Source organism: Mesorhizobium sp. AD1-1, assembly GCF_020164655.1.
Classification (GTDB): Bacteria; Pseudomonadota; Alphaproteobacteria; order Rhizobiales; family Rhizobiaceae; genus Mesorhizobium; species Mesorhizobium ciceri.
Genome location: NZ_JAIUGP010000007.1, coordinates 191,781 through 208,327, shown reverse-complemented (window position 1 = coordinate 208,327; position 16,547 = coordinate 191,781). Strand labels below are relative to the sequence as shown.

The 16,547-nt window shown below is 62.7% G+C and carries 19 protein-coding genes and 1 pseudogene; 12 read left to right on the top strand and 8 right to left on the bottom strand.

The genetic code is table 11. From position 1 onward, the window contains the following. Window positions 1–73: 73 nt before the first annotated feature. Both ligD and LB519_RS15955 read right to left on the bottom strand, forming a co-directional pair. Complete coding sequence (gene ligD / locus LB519_RS15960; RefSeq protein ID WP_224620559.1) at window positions 74–1,975, bottom strand: DNA ligase D; 1,902 nt, start codon at window positions 1,973–1,975, stop codon at window positions 74–76. Between the two features lie 54 nt (window positions 1,976–2,029). Then, window positions 2,030–2,215, bottom strand: coding sequence for a DUF3606 domain-containing protein (locus LB519_RS15955; protein WP_140572071.1), 186 nt, complete (start codon window positions 2,213–2,215; stop codon window positions 2,030–2,032). Between the two features lie 616 nt (window positions 2,216–2,831). On the opposite strand from LB519_RS15955, the gene LB519_RS15950 reads away from it, so the two are divergent. Further along, window positions 2,832–3,161 (top strand): DUF736 domain-containing protein, encoded by a 330-nt coding sequence (locus tag LB519_RS15950; RefSeq protein ID WP_224620558.1) that lies wholly within the window; start codon window positions 2,832–2,834, stop codon window positions 3,159–3,161. Between the two features lie 44 nt (window positions 3,162–3,205). Here LB519_RS15950 and LB519_RS15945 read toward each other — a convergent pair whose 3' ends face one another. After that, entirely contained in the window at window positions 3,206–3,481 is a 276-nt protein-coding gene (locus LB519_RS15945; RefSeq protein ID WP_263484788.1) for a helix-turn-helix transcriptional regulator, read from the bottom strand. Window positions 3,482–3,652: 171 nt separating this feature from the next. On the opposite strand from LB519_RS15945, the gene LB519_RS15940 reads away from it, so the two are divergent. The 4 genes and pseudogenes from LB519_RS15940 to LB519_RS31425 form a co-directional block, all read left to right on the top strand. Beyond that, a complete protein-coding gene (locus tag LB519_RS15940) occupies window positions 3,653–4,267 on the top strand; it encodes a hypothetical protein (RefSeq protein WP_224620557.1) in 615 nt (204 codons plus the stop codon). Window positions 4,268–4,394: 127 nt separating this feature from the next. Further along, window positions 4,395–4,595 carry a transcriptional regulator domain-containing protein gene (locus LB519_RS15935; RefSeq protein ID WP_224620556.1) on the top strand — a complete coding sequence of 67 codons (201 nt, stop codon included), beginning with the start codon at window positions 4,395–4,397 and terminating at the stop codon, window positions 4,593–4,595. A 55-nt stretch (window positions 4,596–4,650) separates the two neighbouring features. Then, complete coding sequence (locus LB519_RS15930) at window positions 4,651–5,151, top strand: DUF2285 domain-containing protein (RefSeq protein WP_224620555.1); 501 nt, start codon at window positions 4,651–4,653, stop codon at window positions 5,149–5,151. Between the two features lie 280 nt (window positions 5,152–5,431). Next, window positions 5,432–5,500, top strand: a pseudogene (locus LB519_RS31425) (hypothetical protein); the annotation flags it as partial. A gap of 2 nt (window positions 5,501–5,502) precedes the next feature. On the opposite strand, the gene LB519_RS15920 reads toward LB519_RS31425, so the two are convergent. From LB519_RS15920 to LB519_RS15900, 5 genes are all read right to left on the bottom strand, one after another. Next, window positions 5,503–7,680, bottom strand: coding sequence for a beta-galactosidase (locus tag LB519_RS15920; protein ID WP_224620553.1), 2,178 nt, complete (start codon window positions 7,678–7,680; stop codon window positions 5,503–5,505). Between the two features lie 24 nt (window positions 7,681–7,704). Continuing rightward, window positions 7,705–8,607, bottom strand: a complete 903-nt coding sequence (locus LB519_RS15915) for a carbohydrate ABC transporter permease (protein WP_224620552.1) — start codon at window positions 8,605–8,607, stop codon at window positions 7,705–7,707. Continuing rightward, window positions 8,607–9,533, bottom strand: coding sequence for a carbohydrate ABC transporter permease (locus LB519_RS15910; protein WP_224620551.1), 927 nt, complete (start codon window positions 9,531–9,533; stop codon window positions 8,607–8,609). Before LB519_RS15910 ends, LB519_RS15915 begins: the two co-directional genes overlap by 1 nt. Window positions 9,534–9,606: 73 nt before the next feature. Next, window positions 9,607–10,917 carry an ABC transporter substrate-binding protein gene (locus LB519_RS15905; RefSeq protein WP_224620550.1) on the bottom strand — a complete coding sequence of 437 codons (1,311 nt, stop codon included), beginning with the start codon at window positions 10,915–10,917 and terminating at the stop codon, window positions 9,607–9,609. 90 nt (window positions 10,918–11,007) lie between these two features. Next, the gene (locus tag LB519_RS15900) at window positions 11,008–12,213 is read right to left on the bottom strand and encodes an ROK family transcriptional regulator (protein WP_224620549.1); all 1,206 of its coding nucleotides are present in this window, start codon (window positions 12,211–12,213) and stop codon (window positions 11,008–11,010) included. 573 nt (window positions 12,214–12,786) lie between these two features. Between LB519_RS15900 and LB519_RS15895 the strand changes: the two genes are divergently transcribed. The 7 genes from LB519_RS15895 (at window position 12,787) to LB519_RS15865 (ending at window position 16,354) form a co-directional block, all read left to right on the top strand. Then, window positions 12,787–12,978, top strand: a complete 192-nt coding sequence (locus LB519_RS15895) for a hypothetical protein (protein WP_224620548.1) — start codon at window positions 12,787–12,789, stop codon at window positions 12,976–12,978. A gap of 2 nt (window positions 12,979–12,980) precedes the next feature. Then, a complete protein-coding gene (locus LB519_RS15890) occupies window positions 12,981–13,307 on the top strand; it encodes a DUF736 domain-containing protein (protein WP_224620547.1) in 327 nt (108 codons plus the stop codon). 297 nt (window positions 13,308–13,604) lie between these two features. Continuing rightward, a complete protein-coding gene (locus LB519_RS15885; protein ID WP_224620546.1) occupies window positions 13,605–13,886 on the top strand; it encodes a helix-turn-helix transcriptional regulator in 282 nt (93 codons plus the stop codon). A 17-nt stretch (window positions 13,887–13,903) separates the two neighbouring features. Next, window positions 13,904–14,959: a replication initiator protein A gene (locus tag LB519_RS15880; protein ID WP_224620545.1), complete on the top strand. Its 1,056-nt coding sequence runs from the start codon at window positions 13,904–13,906 to the stop codon at window positions 14,957–14,959. Then, window positions 14,956–15,447, top strand: coding sequence for a DUF2840 domain-containing protein (locus tag LB519_RS15875; RefSeq protein ID WP_224620544.1), 492 nt, complete (start codon window positions 14,956–14,958; stop codon window positions 15,445–15,447). Before LB519_RS15880 ends, LB519_RS15875 begins: the two co-directional genes overlap by 4 nt. After that, entirely contained in the window at window positions 15,444–15,989 is a 546-nt protein-coding gene (locus LB519_RS15870; RefSeq protein ID WP_224620543.1) for a S26 family signal peptidase, read from the top strand. The genes LB519_RS15875 and LB519_RS15870 overlap by 4 nt, the downstream gene beginning before the upstream one ends. 35 nt (window positions 15,990–16,024) lie before the next feature. Then, the gene (locus LB519_RS15865; protein WP_224620542.1) at window positions 16,025–16,354 is read left to right on the top strand and encodes a DUF736 domain-containing protein; all 330 of its coding nucleotides are present in this window, start codon (window positions 16,025–16,027) and stop codon (window positions 16,352–16,354) included. The last annotated feature ends 193 nt before the right edge of the window (window positions 16,355–16,547 follow it).

Sequence of the window (16,547 nt, the reverse complement as noted above, 5' to 3'; positions counted from 1 at the left end):
TTCCAAAGAATCCTTGGCCCCGATGGCGCGGCGTTGGCAAAACGGGCGTGGGTTCTCCGCGGCCCGCGGGGCGCTACAGACGTGGCAGGGATTGGTCAGCGCGCCCCCAGCCCGCCAGAGCCTTGGAAGCCGCTCGTTTCTTCAATTCCGGAGCGTCGCCGATATGGAAATGCGAGGGTGCATCGATGGTCTTCATCTCCGCCCAGGTGATCGGCGCCGCCACGGGAGCACCCGGCCGGGTTCTCGCGCTGTACGGCATGATCGCGGTCGCCCCGCGCTGGTTGCGCAGATAGTCGACGAAGATGCGACCCTTGCGGCGGGCCTTCGACAACACCGCCGTGAAATGGGCCGGGTCGCTCTGGGCGACCGCCTGAGCCAGGCGAGACGCGAAATCCTTTACCTCCGGCCATTCTGCCTGGGGGGTCAGCGGAGCGATCACATGCACCCCCTTGCCGCCCGTCAGCATCGGGAAAGTCGTCAGTCCCAGCGATTTGAGGATGTCGCGGAATTGAAAGGCAGCGGCGCGCACGGCTTCAAAATCCAAGCCCTCATCCGGGTCCAGATCGAACACCAACCGGTCGGCTTTTTCGACGTCCTCGATGCGGGCGCCCCATCCATGCAGCTCAATCGTTCCCATCTGGACGCAGGTCATCAGCCCGTCGGCATCGTCCACATAAAGGTACGGCTCCTCGTGTCCGTCCTTCTCGGTGATCCCGACGTGGTGGACCTTGTCGCCAAAGCTGCCGGCGTCGTGTTTTTGGAAAAAGCACTTCTTCGCGCGGCCCTGCGGGCAGCGGACCAGACTGATCGGCCTGTTGCCGACCCAGGGAAGCATGACCTCGGCGAGCTCGGCGTAATGATCGGCTAGCTGTCCCTTGGTGATGTTGGATTCCGGGTAGATGACGCGGCCGCGATTGCTGATCGCGATTGTGCTGGTTGCCGGCGACGTCAGGGTTGCCGTGCGGTGTTCCGTCTCGAGCACGACGGCCCCCGGCTTCTTGTCCTCGCGCAGGCCAAGATAGCTTGGATGACGCAGCGTTCCTTCATTGGTCATCTCGGTGAACGCGATCTCGGCGACAAGCTTGGGACGCAGCCAGTGGGCGCCGCGAACCTCCGCGCGCGGCGCATCGACCGTGGCGGCTTTCTGCTCGAGCGGCGCCATGGTCTTCATCAGCCGGGCCATCTCGGCGGTATCGAAACCGGTCCCGACCTTGCCGGCATAGCGCAGCTTTCCGCTATCATGGACGCCGAGAATCAGGGATCGAAACGCGCGATCCTTGTCCGACGGCGTCCAGCCGACGAGCACGAGTTCCTGACGTTTGATGCACTTGATCTTCAGCCAGCTGCCGTCCCGGGCTCCGACATAGTCCGAATCCGCGAGCTTGGAGATTACCCCTTCCAGGCCGGCGTCGCAGAAGCGGTTCAGCAATTCTTCTCCACGCCCCTGGATATGATCGGAGTAGCGAAAGATGGGGTTCCTGGCCGGCAGAATGGTCTCCAGTTTCTCCTTGCGCTCCAGGAGCGGAAGCCTCGTCAGGTTTTCGCCATCGAGCTCGAGCAGGTCGAATGCGAAATAGTCAATGCTCGCCGGAGCACCCTTCAATGCGTTCTGAAGCGCCTGGAAACTGGATCGTCCCTCGGTGTCGGTGACGACGGCCTCTCCATCGATAAGCGCCGAGCGAACCTTGAGCTTGCGTGCCTCGGACAGGATCGAGGGAAAGCGGTCGGACCAGTCGAGACCGGAGCGCGTATAGGCGCGCGCCTCTCCGCCACCCACCGCGACGAGAATGCGGTAGCCATCGTATTTCATCTCGTGAATCCAGCGATCGCCAGGGGGAACCGTGTCCACAAGTTTTGCGAGCTGGACCGGCCTGAAGGCAGGTGGCGCGAGTTTGGCCGCGCCCCGCGACGCTGGCTTCGCAGGGGGAGTTGAAGATCCTCTAATCGTGGCGCGACGCGACGCTGACTTGCTCACCGAATTGACTCTCACCAAACCCAACTGTCCGACGCGCCATTCCCGACGCGCGGCCTATTTCTTTAGTTTCTGCGCGGCGGCATTGAGCTTGTCGCGATCGTTGCCGACCCGCTTGATGAGCGCCTCGGCCTGATCTTTGCCGATGCCGTGCTTGCGAGCGAAGTAATTGACCTCGTAGCCTTCATCGCCGGAGACTTGGCGACGGTCGGCGGCGCCTCGCTTCGACTTGTTGTCTGCCATTGTCGTCTCCTTGTTTCCATCGCTGCGACGTCACGACGTTCGACCTCTAACGTTTTAGGTCGTCTTGCGATCCTGAGCCGGCAAGAAATTCAGCGGTGCAACGGAGGTCCAGCGTCCTCAATTCATGTTGTCGATATGCAGATCCGGAGCGTAGAGGTCGCGGCTTGCGCAGCTTGGATAGCTCGCGCGGATCGGACCCCGAGCCACCCATTGCGCACCAGGTGCGGTCGCCTCATGCCGACGTGATAAGACCTTGATACGGCCCATGCCAAGCCACATCGAAAGACATCTTGGAGACCCGGTGGCTTGATCTTCTAATTGCATGGGCCGCCATTTGCCCTCCCTCTCTCGGTTCGCGGAGCACCCCCAACGACCTCTCGAACGGGCTGATCTGGCCGAAGGACGGCTGAAGCCTCGACCGCCTATGCCGCAATGGCGCAGCGCGCGTTTCTTCCCCTGGGCAAGCCCATTCCTCGCGGAACCAAGAAACGCGCGCCTGCGCCATCCTCCGCTTCGCTGCGGTCGCAAGCGATGCGGCGGCGGTCGCCTTCGGCCCAAGGATCGCCATCGAGGTCGCATGGTGCGGGCTCGGAAACGAAGAAAACGGAGACTGAAAATGGCTACCATCGGCACTTTCAAGAAGACCAATGCGAACGAGTTCACCGGCGAGATCGTCACCCTCAGCGTCCACGCCAAGGGCGTGCGCATCGTCCCCGACGCCCGGGCAAGCGGCGAGAACGCTCCGAGCCACCGCGTGGTGGTCGGCAAAGCCGAAATCGGCGCCGCCTGGTCCAAGCGCTCCAATGAGGGCCGCGACTATCTCGGGCTCAAGCTGGACGATCCGAGCTTCACCGCTCCGATCTACGCCAACCTCTTCGCCGACGAGGAAGGCGATGGCCACAGCCTCATCTGGTCCCGCCCCAACAACCGTCGCAACGGCGAGTGAATCGAGATCCTCTCGCCTGGCAATCGCGCCGGGCGAGAGTTTCTCTAGGTCTGATCAGACCGTCGCGCAAATCGTAAGCCCGCGCCGCCGCCATTTTCCGCAAGGAATTCTATTCCCGCTGTCTCAAACGCACGGCGGATCGCAGCAAGATTGTTTCGGTGCGGAATACGAATACTCCTCTCGAAGTCTACTATGGTAGTTCGGGAAACAGCCGCTGCCTCGGCTAGGTCGCCCTGACTCCATCCGAGCATGGCTCGTGCAGCTCGACACTGCTGAACAGAGATCGCATCACTCTCAACATCGTTCTTTTTGGTTGACATAGGTCAAAAAAGCCGCTTTTAGTATACCACCCTACGGAAGTCATTGATGAGGTCTGGCGAAATAGCTCGCTCGGCCCCACTACGCGACGACGTCGATAGCTCAGAATCTTCAATGATTCTGACGATAGCCATCAATTGTCCTTTCGTCACGGGTGAGAACGGGAGGCGTCGGTGAGTGGAGATAAGGCAGCTTCACAATCCCCATCAATTTGTGACGACCAGCCGTCGGCCGATCCAGCACTTCTCCTGTCCCTCGCTTGGATTGACGCTCACGTTGCGATGCTGGCCTCCTGCGTCCGACAGCAGCAGGCTGAGGAGGGGTTCCTGGAGAGCGGCGCGCTCTCGCCTGTCGGCGAAGTGATTGGGCGCGGAGAAGGGGCTTGCGCCGACCGCGACTGTCCTGATTTCCTGAAGGAAGAGCAGGATGGCGCTGAAAAGGCCGACGCGTTGCTGGCTGAGATCGCGGCGACGCCTGCTCAATCCTTGGCGGGCGTGGTCGCCAAGCTCGCGGTCATCCTTCGGGAGGCGGCTGATAACACCGACCTTTGCGAATTTCCGCTGCCGCATATCCGCTCTGCTTTGGCCGATCTAAGGCGCCTCACGCACGAAGCGACAGGCAACGAGCCTGCCGGCTGGCCCGCAGGCGACCAGTCGATCGGCGCGCTGTTCGAGCAGCCTGCGTCATCGTTCGCCGCCTGGCGCGCCTTCGGTGCCTGGAGCCAGGGCAATGATGATGAGTATCGCGCCTGGACGGACACTTTCAAAACACTGCAAGGCGCGAGCTAGTAGACATCCCAAAAATCTCCACTTGATCGCTCAGCTCCGAGATCGCTATTCGTCCCTGCGTCAATGACGGAATCCAAGGATTTCGTTCAACGCTTCGTCCCCCTATCAAATACTTGAGAAGGGAAGAATGCGGATGAAGCCGGATACATCGCAATGGCGCGACCCACAGGCATATTCGTTCGTTAACGGCGCCGCGGCCGATGCGATCGCCTGGGAGTTCCTGCGACGTAATCCCCAGTATCAGCAGGACTTCGCCGCCTCCCGATCGGCCAAGGCGATGCACGCATTGCGCAAGCGCTGGGGTTTGCAATTTCGCAGCGAGACCTGATCAGTCCGCCGTCGAGCAGCCCGTCTATTGGGCGCCTCAGGTCGACCCTGGGGTCGTGACCCTCGTCGAGGTTCCGCGGGATCTGCGAGCGCAACAGGGCATCGCCTTCGATGTCCCCTTGGCCGCCGGCCGCCTTGACGAGGTCGGCCTTCACATGCGCTCTTCGCCGGGCGGCACGCAACTGGCGCTCCTCCGCGACGCGAAGCCAGGCGAAACCCTTGCCGCCATCATCCCGCTCGACGACATGGCGCACGACCGGCTCCAAGCGATCGAGCGTTTCATCCGCTCTATCCACAGGCAACACGTTCCCGACGCCCGCTTGACCACGGCCCAGCGCCGGCGCCTAGGCCACATGCTGCGATGCCTTGATGGTCGCGCCCAGCAGGCGTCCCATTTTGAAGTCGCGACCGCCTTGTTCGGTCCGCGGCTGGTCAGCGCCGCCGACTGGCACGACTCCACTTTTCGCTACCAGACATATCGCCTCGTGCGCGACGGGCTGAGCATGGTCGAGCGCGGCTATCGCCAATTGCTGCGCGCGCGGCGGCGTTATCTCTGACGAGTGCCGGTCGAGTTGTCCGCCTACTTGCGCTGTTTGCGAGCCGACGCCTACTCTCATCCTGAAAAGAATGGCAGCTTTGCGCCCCGTGTCGGCTGTTGAGATCAAATTCGCCGTTTCATCAAAGCAGCCGTTCGGCTTGGGCGACATGATGTCCGGGATTGGCCCCAAAGCGGACACGGGTCCATAACTTCCCACCCCTTTGCCGCGCCAGCCGTCATACCCGCGACGATCAGGTCGAATATTTCGACCCGAAGCGGTTTTTTGTTGGACAGATTTCGTGGCTTTCGAGGGTTTGAGTGTTGCCAGGGAGCTGAGTCCGCATCTCCCAGGCGACGCGGCAATAATGGGTTACGACAATACAGCCTTTTGCGATCTCAGTATCACCTGGTCGAGTTCGATGATGCTGCAGCCATAGGCAGGGAGCCACAGCTTACCGCCGCGAATTTTGCCATCGCCGAGCAAATCCTTGCCCGCGGGGACATTGCCGATGCTTGCCGGCTCGCCCAGCGTGTTGAGGATGAACAGCAGGCGGCGGTCCTTGCTCTCGCGGATGGTCACTTCGACGCCGGCCGGTATGTCGGCGATGAGCGGCACGATACCGGCGGGCGCCAGAACCTGATCGGCCAGCACCTCGACCAGAGCATCGCTGAGGTAGGTGCCGAGGTAGATCACATTGCCCTTGCCGACTTTGCGCGAAGTCATCGCGGCTTGGCCCTCGGCGAAGCGGCTGGCCCAGTTGCCGATAACCTCGGTGCCGGGCGCGACGTTAAGCAGCTCATAAAGATGCGCCGCCGTCACCTGCGCATTCCCGATCTTGAGCTCGTATTGGCGGCTCGCCGACGACGCGGGCAGCTTCTTGCGCACCGTGTTGGCGCCGAAGCGGCCGCCATGCTCGAACAGGCCGTCGCCGCCGATCGGCGTCAGCAACCCGAACTCCTCGACCGTGATCCCGGCCAGCGCCGAGAGCGTCTTGCCCGGAGAGGTGTCGCGGATGACGTGATTGTTAACGTCGCGCGACCCGGTGCGGCCGCCCAGGATTACCGTTCCACCCGCCTTGGCGAAGGCCTCAATCCGCGCCGTCCACGCTTCGGTCCATTTCAGCCAATGCGGCACGTAGAGCGCCTTGAGCTTGCTGAGATCATCCTCGGGATGGATGAAGCCGCAGGCGATGTTGTGGCGGTAGCAATAGCGGTGCAGCAGCGTCGCGTCGTCCTGCGGGCTCGGCATGCCGACGGGGTAGGAGCGGTGCATCTCCTGATTGTCGAAATCTGATCCGGCGATGCCCAAATCCATGCGCACATGCGTGCCGAGTATCTTGTCCTTGAGCGCCGTGACCTCACCCGCAAACTGCTTGGCCTCGTCGTAGCGCCGCCTCGGGATGTCGTCGTGATCGATGATGCCCATCCAATAGATCTCGGCGCCGAAATGCGCCGGCCGCCAGCGGAAGAACATCACGCCATCGGCGCCGCGCGCCACCGACGTATAGGCCATGCGGCGCATCTCGCCGGGTTCGGGCGTCAGCGTCGAGATGTTCGGCTGCGCACCGAAGCCCGATTGCTGCTCGGGCACGATGAAGTTGCCGGTGAAGCCGCGGCAGATGTCGAGATGCAGCGCCTGCACCTCGCCGACGCCGCCTACCCGCTGCATCTCGTCATAGAGATGCGGGTAGATGTCGAAGCCGAGAAAATCGAGATCGGTCGAGAACTCGCCGCGGAAGTCGATGTCGTCGATCCGCCCCAGATTGTGGAAGACGAACCAGTCTGGATTGGTGGCGCGCAGGATCAGCACCTGATCGTGCTGGAACCGCGCCGTGACGAAGGCGAGGAAGCGGTGATAGTCGACCACATGGGTCGGCCCGACCGGGGCTGGGGCGTAGTCGAGCGGGAGCACCACTTGATCGAAATCGTCGTAGGCGGTGGCCCAGAAATGCCCGCCCCACGCATCGTTGAGCGCGGCGATAGTCTTGTACTTGTCCTCGAGGAAGGCCTGGAACTCGGCCAGAGTCACCGGACCGTAGGACAGCGATCCAGAGGTATTGAACTCATTGTCCGTCTGCCAGCCGATGATGTGCGAATTGCCGCGATAATGCTCGGCCATCGCTTTAGTGATGCGCTTCGAATGCTTACGGAACACTGCGCTCGCAAGATTGGCGTGCTGGCGCGAGCCATGGCTCATGGCGCGGCCATTGGCATCGACGCGCAACACTTCGGGATAACGCGCCGTCAGCCAGCGCGGCGGCGTCGCCGTCGGCGTGCACATGATGGTCTTGATGCCAGCCTTGCCCATCAGATCTATGGCTCGGTCGAACAAATCGAAGTCGAACGTCCCCTCATGCGGCTCGATAATATGCCAGGCGAATTCCGCAAGTCGCACCGTGTTGAAGCCCGCGGCTGCCATGCGGTCGGCGTCGCGCTGCCAATAGCTCTCATCGACATGCTCGGGGTAATGTGGGCTACCGACGAGGAAAGTGTCGGTCGCGATCGGCCGCCAGACAGAGAGCGGCGCGGATTTCGAGGCGGTCGTCATAGGCGGAAAACTCCAGGCGATAGTCTACTTGATGGCGCCGGCGGTGAGGCCGCCCTGCCAGAACCGCTGCAGCAGCAGGAATACCACGATGACCGGGATGATGCTGACCAGAGCGCCGGTGATGATGATCGAGAACAGCACCTGTCCTCCGCCACCGCCCTGCTGCGCGAGCTGATACCAGGTCGCAAGGCCCACCGTGATCGGCTGATATTCCGGCGAGCGCAGCACGATCAGCGGCAGGAAGTAATTGTTCCAGGTCCCGACGAACGAGAGCAGCGCCACGGTCACCATGCCCGGCGCCACCAGCCGCAGCACGATGGCGCTGAAGATCACGAACTCGCCGGCGCCATCGAGACGCGCTGCGTCGAGCAGTTCGTCGTCGACGCCCTGCTCGATATAGACGCGCATCAGATAGACGCCGATCGGCGAGATCATCGAGGGCAGGATCACGCCCAGCGGATTGTCGCTGAGTCCCGAAAGCGCCAGCAGGAGGAAGGTCGGCACGACGAGGGCCGTCTGCGGGATCATCACAGCGCCCAGGACCAGCGCAAACAGCAGATTGCGGCCGACGAATTTGAATTTGGCTAGCGCATAGCCTGCTGCGGTAGCCAAGATCGCGGCACCGAGCCCGGCGACGGTCGAATAGAGCAGGCTGTTGAACATCCAGCGCATGAAGACGCCGTTGTCGCGCGCCAGCAGATCGCTCAGATTCTGCCAGAGGTTGAACTCGGTGCCGAAGCCGAAGCCGAACGTGGTGAACAGGTCGCCATTCGTCTTCGTTGCCGACAGGACCAGATAGACCAGCGGCATGAAGCTGTAGAGGAGGAACAGTGACAGCAGCAGCGTGAGCATGATCCGCGAGCGCCGCCTTTCGCCGGGCCGGCGCCTGGCAGCTTCGAAAGTGGCGATGTCGGTGGTCGCAGTCATCATTGCTCCGGCCGACGGCGGTTGGCGATCAGGGTGAAGATGTAGGAGGCACCGGCGATCACGATGCCAAGCACGAACGAAACGGCGGCCGCATAGCCATACTGCTGGTTCTTAGTCGCCAGAGAATAGGCATAGAGGTTCGGCGTGTAGCTCGAATTGATGGTGTTACTGGCGAGCGCGCGCATCAAGTACGGCTCATTGAACAGCTGCAGTGTGCCGTTGATCGAAAAGATGATGGTGAGCAGGATCGCCGGCCACAGCAGCGGCAGCTGGATCATCCGCGCAAATTGCCAGGGCGAGGCGCCGTCCATCCGCGCGGCCTCGGCGAGGTCCGACGGGATCGCCTTCAGCGCGGCATAGTAGATCACCATATTGTAGCCGACATATTCCCACGTCACGATATTGGCCAATGAGAAGATCATCGCGCCCGGCGACAGGAAGTCCGGCGGCTGCAGGTTGAACGCCTTGGCCATCTGCGTGAACGGGCCGAAGGTGGGGCCGTAGAGATAACCCCAGATGATCGTCGCGATTACGCTCGGCACAGCGTAGGGGAGGAAGAAGCCGAGCCGGAAGACTCCCTTGGCATAGACCTGACCACGATCGAGCACGATGGCGAACAACAACGCCAGGGCCAGCATGATCGGTACCTGCACGATGCCGAACAGAACGAGGTTCCACACGCCGCCCCAGAATTTGGCGTCGTCCGCGACCTTGATGTAGCTGGCTGCACCCGCGAACTGTCGTCCGCCCACAAGCGTGTCGCGGTAGAGGCTCATGTGGAACGCATAGACTAGCGGCGCGACGATGAAGGCGATAAACAGCAGCATGAAGGGCGCCAGGAACAGATAGGGCGCGAGCTTTCGTGACGTAAAACCGCCCAATCGCGCTGGGCGCGTCGGTGCGGTTGGCGAATTCGACATTGCCATGGGTCCTCCGTCCGGCAAGATGAAGAGATCGGGCGCGCCGATCAAGGCGCGCCCGGCCGGTGCCCGGGAGGAGTTAGGCCACGGTGAAGCCTTGGTCCTTCGCGTAGGTAACCACGGCGTCCTGGACGCGGTCGAACGCATCCGACAGCGTGCCCTTGCCGCTGATCGAGGCGCCGAATTCATCGGACATCGACTGGTAGAGGAAGCCCTGGAACGGGCTCCACTCAAACGGCGCCACGGCACTCGCCGATTTGGCAAACACTTTGTTCACCTCCTGGCCGCCGAAGAATTCCGGCTTGGCGCTCGCCCATTCCGGGCTCGACAGCAGCGCGTTGGTACAGGGGAAGAAGTTTTGCTTGGTGGTGTAGAGCTTTGTGGCTTCGGGATTCGTGTTCAACCAGATCGCGACTTCGGCGGCCTCGGGCAGATGCTGGGTTGCTTTCATCACGGCCAGCGATGAGCCACCCCAAGCGCCAGTCACGAACTTGCTCGCGTCCCACTGCGGCAGATCGGCGGCACGCCATTTGCCCACGCTGGTCTTGGCGACCGAGGTCAGGAACAGCGGACCCCAGCCCGCAGCGAGCCAGGTGGCATAGCGACCCGAGTCGAGGCCGGTGTACCACTCATTGTTGAAGCCCGGCTTGGTCTCGATAACACCCGCGATGATAAGGTCCTGCCAATAGGCGGCGAAGTCCTTAGCAATCTTGTCGTTGATCCTGATCACGAGCTTGTCGCCATCGCGGCTAACCGGCTTCCAGCCCATCGGCCACAACAGACCCAAGACCCAGTCGGCGTTGGCTCCGAACGGCGCGTCGGTCATGAACACAGTCGGATCGGCCGCATGGATCTTTTTGCCCGCATCGGCAAACTCGGCCCAGGTGGTGGGCGGCGTGATCCCATGCTTGTCGAAGATGTCCTTGCGATAGAGCATCGCCATCGGACCGTAATCCTGCGGCGTGGCGTTGACCACATCGCCCATGGCGACCTGCGCCCATAGGCCTTCGGGGAACTCGCCCTTATGTGCATTGGCGTACTGGCCGATGTCTGCGAGGGCGTTGACCTGGCGGAAGCTCTCGAGGTGCTGGTATTCGATCTGGGCGACGTCCGGCAGGCCGCTGCCCGCCTGCAGGCCCGCGCGGAGCGCGTTATACAACGGGTCCCCCTGGCCGGGATTCACGAGTTCGATCCGGATGCCCGGATGCGCGGCGTTGAACATGTCTACCTCAAGCTGGAGATTCGGCACCCACGACCACACAAGCACCTTGACGGGCTCGGCACCGCGAACTGCCGCAGGCAGACCCGCTACCACAACGCTCGCACCCGCAACTTTCAAGAAGTCACGACGCTGCATCATCCGCCCAAGCGGATTGAAAATCTTCGTCATTGAAGTCCTCCCACGAAAGATACGCTCCCACACGACGTAGGGCGCGGTTTTTCTTTCAGTTAGAAACTTAATGCCGACATGCGGTCGCTGTCAATTGCGATCGATTGATCTGTAGTCGGCCATCACGAGGCTGTCGGCAGGGTTGAGGGTCGTCGCATCGAGCACCAGACGCACCGCGCCCAGAACGATATCGCGGTGGCCCAGCGCGCCCATCACGAGGCTTGGCGGGTCATACACATTGCCCTTGAGGCGGTGCCGCAGCACATCGAGCACCAGATCACCGCCGCCGACGATCCGGCCCGCCAGTACGATGATTTCCGGGTTCATGAAGGCAGCAACACTGCCCACCGCCATCGTCGCATAGTCGAGCAACTCGCTGACAACCGGCGCGATTTTGTCCGCCTGCCGGTCGGTGACTGCGGCCAGGGTGAGCTTTCCCGCCGCATACTGGTTGTTGGCCTCTTCGAGCATCTTGGTCGCCTGTTCGGGGATGCCGAAAAAGCGCAGTGATTGCTTGTCGCCCAGATGTTCGAACGGCCGCCCGGTGAGGAGTGGGTCGTCGAGATACCAGCCGATCTCGCCCGCCGCATGCGAGTGCCCGCCATAGAGCTTGCCGTCGATGACGACGCCCGCGCCGGCGCCGGGCCCGATCGAGAGGCTCACGACGCTGTCGGCGCCACGCCCAGCCCCAAATCCCCATTCGCCCACGGCGGCGAGGTTGCGCCCGTTTTCGACGACGATGGGCATCTGAAAATGCTCGCTGAGCCGCGCCCGCAACGGCATGTCGCGCCAGCCGAGACCGAGCGTCAGCACCACTTCGCCCGCCGGCTGCCTGACGATCGAGGGCAGGCCAATGCCGATGCCGCGAATGGTCTGGCCGCGCGGATGGGGGGCCGCCATCAGCCGGCGGATCAGGCCGACCAGCTTCTCGAAATTGCGCTCGCTATCATCGTCGGCGGTCTCGTGCATTTCGGTCTGCACGACGCCCTCGAGATTGGCCACGGCGCCATAGAACTCGCCCTTGCCGGCCTCGATGCCGAGGATCGCATGCGCCGCGCCGCGGAACTTGATGCGTGCCCGGGGACGGCCCCGGACATTGGCCTCGTCAAACCCGTCATACGCCACCAAATCCTCGGCAATCAGATCCTCGATCACCCGCATCACCGTCGGGATGCTGATGTTCAGTCGCTCGGCGAGGCTCGATGGCGAAATCACCCCTTCGGTGCGGATCAAATCCACCACGGCCGAACGATTGAGTCGGCGTAACAGGCTCGACGTCGTGGGCTGGCGCTTCATTCATGGACCAGTTGCAAAAGGCCGGCGGACCGGCAACGAGCGTCGGCATAGACCAGAACCGTGCCAGAGTCCGCCTTTTTCTGATGACGCCCAACGTCGGTTGTCGCTCCGCAGTGAAAGCTATCGCGGTAGCCCGTTCGATGACTACGGCGATCCGTCGCGTGCGCCCGAGCCCTCCGGAGTCATGCTCTTACTCGTGCAAATGACTGACTCCGGGTTGCTTCAATCGGTTACGAGCTCGTCCGCCTTTGACGCGCAACCAACATCAATGACCGTTTTTGGCGCAGAGCAGTGCGCACTACACTCGACGTAAGGGTCGGCGTTCTTGCCAGTCATCTTGAAGCTGCGAGGCCGTTAACGGCACCAACCAGACATACTCGGTACGCCGCCGTGTGCTGGCGCTAGCTTTCATTCAAGTCACGTCAACCCGTTATCGGCGGACATCTCGGCCAGCAGTTCGCTTCATTCTTGATAGCCAGTGCGCGGTTCCCTCCTCCTTCATTTCAAAGAGCGCACCAACGACCTCTCGAACGGGCTGATCTGGCCGAAAGACGGCTGAAGCCTCGACCGCCTATGCCGCAATGGCGCGTCGCGCGTTTCTTCCCCTGGGCAAAGCCCATTCCTCGCGGAACCAAGAAACGCGCGCCCTGCGCCATCCTCCGCTTTGCTGTGGTCGCAAGCGATGCGGCGGCGGTCGCCTTCGGCCTCACGATCGCCATCGAGGTCGCATGGTGCGGGCTCGGAAACGAAGAAAACGGAGACTGAAAATGGCTACCATCGGCACTTTCAAGAAGACCAATGCGAACGAGTTCACCGGCGAGATCGTCACTCTCAGCGTCCACGCCAAGGGCGTGCGCATCGTCCCCGACACAAGGGCCAGCGGCGACAACGCCCCAAGCCACCGCGTGGTGGTCGGCAAGGCCGAAATCGGCGCCGCCTGGTCCAAGCGCTCCACCGAGGGTCGCGACTATCTCGGGCTCAAGGTCGACGATCCGAGCTTCACCGCTCCGATCTACGCCAACCTCTTCGCCGACGAGGAAGGCGAGGGCCACAGCCTCATCTGGTCGCGCCCCAACCGCCGCAACGGCGAGTGAACTGGCCAACGCCTCGCCCGGCACCGGGCGAGGCGTCTTCTGCCGGTGAGCGCGGAGCTTTCCGCCGCGGGCTGCCATCACCGGGCTTCCTGTCATCAGCTACGTTGCTTGATGCGATGGCGTGAAGAGGGTCGAGCGCGGCTATTACAATTGCTGCTCACGCCGGCGCCAGTGCCTGAAGGCCTCTCGGTGGTGCGAAATAGCGCCCCTCAATTGCGCACCTGATCACCGTCCCCACGCTCCTCCATCCTGGCCATCGATCGCCGTTCAATCGCGACGACGCCAAGGAGACACCCGATGAACACCGACGCAGCGCCATTGCCGCCGCGCTACCTGCGCACTTCGGAAGCAGCGCATTTCCTCAGTCTTTCCGCGCGTACGCTGGAAAAACACCGCACCTACGGGACCGGGCCTGCCTATCGAAAACTCGGCGGCCGCGTCGTCTACGCCGTCGACGACCTCCAGGCCTGGGTCCAGCGCGGCGCCATGACGTCGACATCCGATCCGCATGGCTCGGTGCTGCCCGCCAAGCCTCAAGCCGCCCGCCTGATCGCCTATGCCGGGCGCGAGAGGCGCTGACCCGGCTGATCTCCCCTATGTCTGCAGGACCACGCCAACCGTCGGAACGCGGACAGCTTGATCTGTTCCACGCGCTGCCCGGTGTCGTCGCCCCACGCGATGCGCAGGACCTCATGGCCTATCCCTTCTTCTCGCTTGCCAAATCCAGGCGCATCGCGCCGATCGACTTTCGCGCCGGCGATGTCACGATCCGTGTCGAAGCGATGCCCGACCACGGCATGGCGACGATCTGGGATGCCGATATCCTGATCTGGGCCGCGAGCCAGATCGTCAACGCGCGGGATGCCGGATTGCGCACGTCGCGCCTGATGGCCGCGACGCCATACGAAATGCTCACCTTCGTCGGCCGCGGTGTCTCGAAGCGAGACTATTTGCGCCTCAAGGCCGCGCTCGATCGCCTGCAGTCGACAAGCGTCGTCACCTCCATCCGCCAGCCCGCCGAAGGCCGGCGGCATCGCTTCTCGTGGATCAATGAATGGCAGGAGCGTTTCGATCGAAACGGCCGCCCGCTTGGCGTCGAATTGATTTTGCCGGATTGGTTCTATCGCGCCGTCATGGATGACGCGCTGATCCTGACAATAGACCGGGCTTATTTCGGGCTGACGGGCGGCCTGGATCGGTGGCTCTATCGGCTGGTGCGCAAGCATGGCGGACGCCAGCGCGCTGGTTGGCGTTTCGACATCCGGCATCTGCATCAGAAGTCCGGCAGCCTCTCGCCGCTCAAGCGCTTCGCCTTCGAGCTGCGTGACATCGTGCGGCGCCAACCTTTGCCGGGATATCTGCTGTTCACGGAAGTCGAAGCCAGCGGCCGTGTGCTGCTGGCGTTCGAACCGGCGCCCGCGCCTGTTGACGGGATCGTGCCATCGGGAACCCGAACTATCGTGCAATCGGGAACCGCATCCTCGTGCTTTCGGGAACCGCGATCGGCCTTAAGGCACGGGCCGGCAACGGAAAATCGCGCTCTTAACTTAGAGTCTAACTCTCAATCTAACAGTCTAGTGCGCAAGCCGCGGACTGAGGGTTGGGAGCAGAACCGGCGGTGCGTTGGCTGGCGCGCGGGAGACGACACATGACGTCGTCTGCCCAATCGAGGCCGCGCGGCAAACTCACGATGGTCGAGCTGATCTGGATCGAGAAGCGGATCGAGCATCGCATCCGCTTCGGACGCCCTGCCGATCAGACGATCATCGACAAGCGGCGCCGCGTCGTCGGATTTGCGCCAGGCCGTGTTTTTGCGATCGTGCGCTGGGCGGCGAATGACTTCGGCACTGTCATTTCGCGCATCGACATCGTGCGCGCGGTCTTGCCCGATCAAGGTTATCAGACGCTGCCTTACATCAGGCCAGGCGGCGAGATCCTGCTCAAGATCGCCGGTTGGGACAAGGTTGAGCGGGTTCTTCAACGGATCGACGCGATCGAGGCGATCGGTCTCGATCCGGCCGAAGCCGCACCGGACTATTGGCGTCAGACCCACAACCGTCTCATTGCCGGCGCAACGCCGCGTGCCTATTCGCTCGAGCAGCACCGCGCCTTTCTGTTGCGCAAGCGGGTGACCTCATGAACCGCGCCGCCTGCATAGCCGCGGCACTTGCGGCCTTCCTCGCGACCGTCGCTCCGGCTGTTGTGGAGATGCCGCCGCTGCTGCTGTGGAACGCGTCGGCCAGCGCGCCGCTTGGGCTCTATGCGATCAGGAAAATGACTGTTCCAACGGCTGGCGCGCTCGCTGTCATCGAACCGCCAGACAAGGTCGCTCGGCTCGCCGCCAAGCGTGGCTACCTTCCGCTCGGCGTGCCGATGCTGAAACACATCGAGGGACTGCCCGGGCAGCAAGTCTGCCGCGCCGGCCTCCTCATCACTGTCAACGGGCTTGCGCTAGGTGTTGCACTGGAGCGCGATCGCAGGGGACGCGCGCTGCCTGAATGGCAGGGCTGCCGCATCATCGCCGCCGCCGAAATCTTCGTCATGAATCGGAAGGTCGAGGACAGTCTCGACGGCCGCTATTTCGGCCCGTTCCCGGCGAGCTCGATCGTCGGAGCCGCGCTGCCGCTTTGGACCGACGAGCGGGGCGATGGCCACTACACCTGGCTCGCATCGACAAACTGAAATTCAGTCCAGCCAACAAGAGAAGGAGATCATCCATGGCCGAGATCGGCGTCTTCCACAAAACAGAATCGGGTTATTCCGGACGCATTCGAACGCTGCTCGTGGATGCCGAGCTGATGCTCGTGCCGACCAAACTATCTGACGGCAAAGCGCCGGATTTTCGCATCCACATCGGCGACCGCAGCGGCCCCGAGGTCGGCGCGGCCTGGAAGGAAACCGGGCAAACGGCTGGCGATTACCTGTCTTGTCGGCTCGACGACCCGCTGTTTGGCCGGCGCTTTCGCGCCGGTCTCTTCCGATCCGACAACGGCTCCTGGTCGCTGCGCTGGATCCGGCCGAAATCGCGGCCGGAGCGTGCTCGATGAGCGGGCCATCGGCGCCCAAATGCGCGAACGGAAGCCGCTCCGTCAGTCGGTTGCCTGGTCGGCGGGAAGCACTTTGCCTTATCGGTGGCATGCTGATCTTGTGTCACGCAACGACGGAGGCCTTCGCACAATCGGCGCCGGTCTCCCGCAAATCCGCGGACGATCCTTACGCCGCGCCTATTGCCGAGGCGTC